Origin of the sequence: uncultured Ilumatobacter sp. (assembly GCF_963980585.1) — a bacterium.
Taxonomy (GTDB): domain Bacteria; phylum Actinomycetota; class Acidimicrobiia; order Acidimicrobiales; family Ilumatobacteraceae; genus Ilumatobacter_A.
The window spans coordinates 1-2,368 of record NZ_CAXCAM010000092.1; the positions used below are offsets into that span (position 1 = coordinate 1).

General features: G+C 63.7%; 3 protein-coding genes and 1 pseudogene. 1 reads left to right on the forward strand and 3 read right to left on the reverse strand.

Annotation, left to right across the window (positions count from 1 at the left end; genetic code table 11):
- The 3 genes and pseudogenes from ACH2DW_RS15260 to ACH2DW_RS15270 form a co-directional block, all read right to left on the reverse strand.
- Positions 1–590 (reverse strand): annotated as a pseudogene (locus ACH2DW_RS15260) (hypothetical protein); the annotation flags it as partial.
- Between the two features lie 190 nt (positions 591–780).
- Entirely contained in the window at positions 781–1,185 is a 405-nt protein-coding gene (locus ACH2DW_RS15265) for a type II toxin-antitoxin system VapC family toxin (protein ID WP_394930600.1), read from the reverse strand.
- Positions 1,182–1,469: a type II toxin-antitoxin system Phd/YefM family antitoxin gene (locus ACH2DW_RS15270; protein ID WP_394930601.1), complete on the reverse strand. Its 288-nt coding sequence runs from the start codon at positions 1,467–1,469 to the stop codon at positions 1,182–1,184. Before ACH2DW_RS15270 ends, ACH2DW_RS15265 begins: the two co-directional genes overlap by 4 nt.
- 69 nt (positions 1,470–1,538) lie before the next feature.
- Between ACH2DW_RS15270 and ACH2DW_RS15275 the strand changes: the two genes are divergently transcribed.
- Positions 1,539–2,368: acyl-CoA dehydrogenase family protein (locus ACH2DW_RS15275; protein WP_394930602.1), on the forward strand; the 830-nt coding region annotated here is incomplete at its 3' end.

The window sequence follows — 2,368 nt, forward strand, 5'->3', positions numbered from 1 at the left end:
TCGGCAAATTCCGACCGAGCCCTGACCCGGTGTTGGATGAGAGGGCGGTCCAGCGGGTGGTCGCCGGGTGCATGGCTCACGACTCGTGGACGAATGGGGGGATCGTGCTCCGGAACGACGTCCAACCAGTGGTCGAGCGGATTCGCGTTGATGCCAGCCTCGCTGAGCTGCGACTGGTAGTCGGTGTTGTCGAAGACAGGGCTGGGGTCGAGCCCAATGCGGTAATAGTGGACGAGGGGATGGACGCAGGCGAAGGTGGCGCTGGTGTCGTGAGTCGCCCGGTACCACGACTCGTCGAACCACTGGGTCTTGATCGCGCGGAGGTCTCGGGCGACGATGGTGTGGACCGTGATGTCGGGCGCGGGGGAATCCGCGGCTGCCACGATTCGATGAAAGTGTGTCAGGGCAGCGCCTTGCGCGTCTGGATTCAGTAGCACGTACGCGGCGGTATCGAAGTCGGGACCCGGGTCACGCCCTTCCTCCTCGCCGTGCAGGAGAAAGTGGACGAGGGGGTCCACGCCAGTTCGTCGCACGTCGTCGTTTGCCTGCAGATACCACGCCGAGTCGAAGTAACGAGACGTCGCGATCACGTTGGCTCGCCAACTCTCGAGTGCACCGGACTTGATTCGTTGCGCGATGGCCGATCGGCGCAGTGAGCTGGGGATGGAGGCGAATCTGCTCACCGAGGCGCGACAGCTGTGTTGCTTCGTCGGTACACGAACATCTTCGTCACGCTACCAGCGGCGGTGTGCTCGAAAAGATGTGAGACATCGAAGCACATCAGGTACTCATCACGTCGAAGCCGAGGCCGAGCGCGACGCCGAGCTGGGGTGGGTCGAAGGTGACGAATCGAAGTGGCTTCGGGAGGCGTTCGGCCGCCGCGAAGTGAATCGCATCGGTCAGTCGGACGGGTTGGCTGCGGGCCAACGCTGCGGCTCGATCGAGGCAGCGCTGGTCGACTGGGACGACGTGAAGATGGTCCCACGCGAGGCGGACGGCGTCTTCGAGATCGAGACGGATGATGGGCTGATCGTTGAGTCGGTCGATAGCTGGCAGTGCCTCGGTGAGAGCCATTGCCGACGCTGCCCAGATGTCTTCTTCGCTGAGGACGTCGAGGACCACTTGGCGTTGTGGGCCGTCAATGGTGAGAGCGAGCAGCGCGCTGGTGTCAAGAAAGAGGGTCACCCGCGGAGCTCTCGGAGGACCTGGTCGATGCGTGAGCCGGCCCAAACCGGGACCGGTGCCGGTGCTCGAAACTCCGTGGCGCGGCGGGGTGGGATGACGGCGCCGGCACCGATCAGTCGGTCGAGGTCGGGTGCGTCGGCATCGAGTGGACCGAGTTGAGCCGTCGGGCGTCCACTCGTCGTGATCACGGTGCGTTGGCCGGCCGACGCTCGGCGAATCGCGTCAGTGAGCCCGGCGCGCAGCTCGCGAATGCCGACCGCTGGTGCCCCCGGCTCAGGAGTCATTGATGATGTGTCCACAGGTGTACACAATCAGATTTGGCAACGTCATGCAAACGGACCATGATCTCACCCATGAACTTTGCTTTCACCGAAGAACAAGAAGAGCTCCGCAAGACCGTGCGGGCCTTCCTCGAAGCCAAGAGCTCCGAAGAGGCCGTGCGTGAGCAGATGGAGACCGACAACGGTGTCGACGACGCCGTGTGGGCCCAGATGGGCGAGCAGATGGGCCTCCAGGGCCTGCACATCCCCGAAGAGTTCGGTGGATCGGGCTACGGCTACGTCGAGCTCGGCATCGTGCTTGAAGAGATGGGTCGCTCGCTGCTGTGCGCACCGTTCTTCTCGACCGTCGTCCTCGCTGCGAACGCATTGCTGCTTTCGGGCGACGACGCTGCCAAGCAGGCTCACCTGCCCGGCATTGCTGCTGGCACCACCAAGGCCACCGTTGCCTTCACCGAGCCGAACGGCAAGTGGGACGACTCTGGCATCGAAGCCACCGCTGACGCTGACGGCAAAATCACCGGCACCAAAAGCTTCGTGCTCGACGGCAACACCGCTGACCTGATCATCGTCGCTGCAAAGACCGCAGCAGGCACCAGCCTGTTCGCCGTCGACGGCAACGCTGCAGGCCTCACCAAGACCGCACTGTCCACGATGGATCAGACCCGCAAGCAGTCGAAGCTCGAATTCGACGGTGTGCAGGGCACGCTCATCGGCACCGATGGTGGCGGCTGGGAGATCCTGCAGGGCATGCTCGACCTCGCTGCAGTCAGTCTTGCTGCTGAGCAGGTCGGTGGCGCGCAGATGGTCCTCGAGATGGCTGTTGAGTACGCCAAGGTTCGTGTGCAGTTCGGTCGCCCGATCGGCTCGTTCCAGGCCATCAAGCACAAGTGCGCCGACATGCT